Annotated in this window: 4 protein-coding genes and 1 pseudogene; 3 read left to right on the top strand and 2 right to left on the bottom strand. The window is 59.0% G+C overall.

From position 1 onward, the window contains the following. Nucleotides 1–222, bottom strand: a 222-nt coding sequence (locus EOA79_RS30500) for an FHA domain-containing protein (RefSeq protein WP_128293590.1), incomplete at its 3' end; no start/stop codon positions are given. 299 nt (nt 223–521) lie between these two features. Between EOA79_RS30500 and tssI the strand changes: the two genes are divergently transcribed. The 3 genes from tssI to EOA79_RS30485 are packed head-to-tail and all read left to right on the top strand — an operon-like array spanning nt 522 to nt 3,622. Continuing rightward, a complete protein-coding gene (tssI, locus tag EOA79_RS30495; RefSeq protein WP_095825719.1) occupies nt 522–2,849 on the top strand; it encodes a type VI secretion system tip protein TssI/VgrG in 2,328 nt (775 codons plus the stop codon). Nucleotides 2,850–2,861: 12 nt separating this feature from the next. After that, nucleotides 2,862–3,287 (top strand): DUF6484 domain-containing protein, encoded by a 426-nt coding sequence (locus EOA79_RS30490; RefSeq protein ID WP_095825718.1) that lies wholly within the window; start codon nt 2,862–2,864, stop codon nt 3,285–3,287. Next, the gene (locus tag EOA79_RS30485; RefSeq protein ID WP_095825717.1) at nt 3,287–3,622 is read left to right on the top strand and encodes a hypothetical protein; all 336 of its coding nucleotides are present in this window, start codon (nt 3,287–3,289) and stop codon (nt 3,620–3,622) included. The genes EOA79_RS30490 and EOA79_RS30485 overlap by 1 nt, the downstream gene beginning before the upstream one ends. Nucleotides 3,623–3,676: 54 nt before the next feature. Here the strand turns inward: EOA79_RS30485 and EOA79_RS30480 are convergent. Further along, a pseudogene (locus EOA79_RS30480) lies at nt 3,677–3,887 on the bottom strand (transposase); the annotation flags it as partial.

The following is a 3,887-nucleotide window of genomic DNA, read 5'->3' as shown; positions in this document are numbered from 1 at the left end:
GGAGCCGTTGACGAAAGTGCCGTTGCGCGAGATATCGTAAAGCCAGAAGCCGCCCGCCTGGAAGCGGACTTCGCAATGCCGGCCCGAGATGATCTTGTCCGGATCGGAAAGCGTCCAGTCGCAATTCTCGCGCCCGATCTCGAAACTGCGGTCGCGGGCGGCGTAGCTCGCGGCGGCGCCGGATGGCAGCCTGACATTGCTGATCTGGAGCGAGATGAACATCCGGAAGCGTCGCCGAACTTGGTCAACAAATGCTTATTCTTCACGCAACTCCGAACGGAAAATCGCTATGCGGTGTTCCGGGAATTGCTCTGGCATTCTAGCAGCTTGCGAGCGCGGCGGGAGAGGAGCGTTTCACACCGGCGTTTAGCCACAGCTGTTGTTTGGCCGCCACCAAACATGTGCTAGGCTGAAAACGGTCCGGTGCGGTGGGTGCGAAAAGTTCCCGAACGTGATGCGGTTAACATAGCGGGGGCTTCAATCCATCATACTGGCGGCCGCGTCCAGGAGGGGCACGACCCATGCCGAACGAACGCGCCACGGTTGTGCAGACGCCCGTTGGCGGCGATGTGCTGACCTTCACCCATCTCGTCGGGCGCGACGAGATCAGCCGTTGTTTCGCCTATACGATCGGCTTCGTCTCCAAGAGCCACGACGTCGATCCGCTGAAGATGCTGGGCGGCGTCGTTTCGGTCGAGGGCGAATCCGATCCGAAACGCTGGTTCAGCGGGCTTGTGTCGGAATTCAAGCTCATCCGCATCGAGGACAGGCTCGGCTTTTATGAGGCGATGGTCAGGCCATGGCTCTGGTTCCTCGGCAACACCACCGATTGCCGCATCTTTCAGAATATGACGGCGGTCGAGATCGTCGAGAAAATCTTCTCGAAATACGGCATCGCGAAATTCGAGAAGCGGCTGCAAGGGTCTTATCCGCAGCGCGAATATTGCGTCCAGTATGACGAAAGCGATCTGGATTTCGTGCAGCGGCTTCTTGAGCACGAGGGCATCTTCTATTTCTTCGAACATGACGAGGGCAAGCATACCCTGGTGCTCTGCGACGCGATGAGCAAGCTGAAGCCGGCACCCGGCTACGAGAAGGTGCTCTACAATTTCGAGGGCCAGGGCTCGCGGCGCGACGTCGAGTACATCACCGAATGGATTCCGGGCAGCGCGGTGCGGCCGGGGGCCTATGCCCACACCGACTTTGATTTCGAGAAGCCCGGCGCGGATTTGATGGCGAAGTCCGCCCAGCCGTTCAGCCACAAGGAGGCCGCGGGCGAAAACTATCGCCAGCCCGGCGCGCATCTCGATGTCGGGCGAGGCGACACGATTGCGGGAATTCGCCGCGAGGAGCTTCAGGCCGTGCACCAGCGCAGCACGGCGGTGGGCACCGTGCGCGGCCTCTTCTCTGGCTGCAAGTTCAAGCTGGAAAGCTTTCCGCGCGACGACCAGAACCAGGACTATCTGGTGATCAGCGCCGAGTACCGGCTGTTCGATCCGGGCTACCGGACCCAGAACGAGGCCCATAGCGAGAATTTCAAGGTGGTGCTCGGCGTGGCGCCCACCAAATTGCCCTACCGGCCGCCGCGCATCACGCCGCGGCCGATCATGCGCGGTCCGCAGACGGCGACGGTGGTCGGCCCTTCGGGCGAAGAAATCTTCACCGACAAATATGCGCGCGTGAAGGTGCAGTTCCACTGGGACCGCCTCGGCAAGAAGGACCAGAACTCTTCCTGCTTCGTGCGCGTGTCGCAAACCTGGGCCGGCAGCGGCTGGGGTTTTATTCAGATCCCGCGCATCGGCCAGGAGGTGATCGTCGACTTCATCGAAGGCGACCCGGACCTGCCGATCATCACCGGCCGGGTCTACAACGCGTCGCAGATGCCGCCCTACGGGTTGCCGGGCAATGCGACGCAATCGGGCTGGAAGTCCAATTCCTCAAAGGGCGGCGGCGGTTACAACGAGCTGATGTTCGAGGACAAGGCGGGCTCCGAACTGGTCAATTTCCAGGCGCAGAAAGACCACCACCTGCTGATCAAGCACGACCGCAACAAGCTGGTGCAGCACGACCAGTCCGACCGCATCGACCACGACGCCAAGCACTCCGTCGGCCACAACCTCGACGAGGACGTCGGCAACAACAAGACGGTCAAGATCGGCGTCGACCAGACGACGAATATCGGGTCGAACGACACCGAAACGGTGGGGGCGAACCGCTCGCTGACGGTCCATGCGAATGAGACCATCCACATTGTTGCGAATTCGACGGAGAATATCGACGCCAACCACTCGCAGACGGTTGGGCTGGTGCAGACGGTGACGGTGGGTGCCGCGCGTGTGGATACAGTTGGGGCGGCTGAAGCGAGGACCGTGGGCGCTTCGCAGACGAACACGATCGGCGCGTCGCGGAGCGTGACGGTAGGAACTGGGCAGAGCCACGATATTGGAGCGGCTGATAGCTGGAACATCGGAACCGGGCAAAGCGTCAATGTCGGCGCCGATCAGAGTTTCAAAATTGGAGGCGGTCAGACTACTGAAATCGGCAAGGGCCGCAGCGCCAAAATTGCAGAAGACGATGCTACGCAAGTGGCTGGCGCACGCGCACTGAAGATTGGCAAGGGCAGCGTGGTCGAGATTAACGAAGACGGTGCTATCAGAGTTGGGAAAGATTTGGTGATCGACGCGGGAGACTCAATCGTCATCAAGTGCGGATCAGCTGCAATCGGCATGAAGAAGGACGGCACGATCACGATCGAAGGCAAGGATATCACGGTCAAAGGATCGGGTAAGATCAACGTGAAGGCTTCTAGCGATATCACGATGAAAGGTTCGGAAATAAAGCAGAATTGAGGGCGTTAAAAAATGACACGGACGGCCGAACGGATCGACGGAGTTGTGATCGGTATATTCCTGGGCTTCGGCGAGAATGCCCCCTTGGTCGTCTTTCCGGGCAACCTGCGAGAGACGGCTGTTCCCGCGCGTAGCCTTGCAGAACTCACTTCGGAAATGATTGGCGCAGAGGTAGCTCTGCTGTTTCAAGACGGAGATCCCGGTCGACCGCTTATCGTGGGGCGCATCATTGATTCCGTTCCCAAGTCGGATACTTCGACGGTGATTCGAGACGGTGATCGAATCCGAATTAGCGCCAACGAGCGTATCGAGCTTCGCTGCGGCAAGGCGACCATCGTCATGGAGAAGGATGGCCACATCACAATACGGGGTACGTATTTGACAAGCCACGCCAGCGCGGCAAACCGTATCCGCGGCGGCTCGGTCAATTTGAATTGATGCCCGCGCCAGTTCTTCGCGAAATTGTCCGTCAGCATGCCGAGATGGCGGCATTCTTATGGACCGTTTACGACTACCATCTACTCCACCCTGCCGAAAATCCTGACATGGATGACGTGCGCCTTGGCCGTCTGATAGAGAGACTGGAGGCGCATCTTGATGGATTAAGGGAAGCAGGTGAAATTGGCAGCGAAATTGCGAAGGAGCGTTACGATGAATACCCCGAACTGGGAGAATTGTTTGTAGTTCGCATGTTGTCTGTGTCCAATCCGCCGAGGATCGCTGATCTTGACGCCGCCAGAGTTCGCGCATGGCTCGTCGCCAATAGAGAATAGCCAACTCGGCGGCCTATTTCGGCGCGTATTCACTTAAGCTAGAGCGGCGGATTTTCATGTGAGTCCATAGCCTGCGGCAGTGAAGTAGTTTCTGCATTCTGTTGGGGAGAACAGATTGCAGATATCGCCGATGGCCTACCACAGGGCGTCGATGGTTCTGATGGCCTTTGCGCGCAGATGCGCCTTGAGCTTGGCGAAGGCCATTTCGATCGGGTTGAGATCCGGACTGTAGGGCGGCAGGAAGAGCAGCCATGCGCCTCTTGCC

The sequence above is a fragment of the Mesorhizobium sp. M1A.F.Ca.IN.020.03.2.1 genome, from assembly GCF_004023205.1.
Lineage (GTDB): Bacteria > Pseudomonadota > Alphaproteobacteria > Rhizobiales > Rhizobiaceae > Mesorhizobium.
The sequence above is the reverse complement of the archived record's forward strand: the minus strand, read 5'-3'. Positions and strand labels throughout refer to the sequence as shown.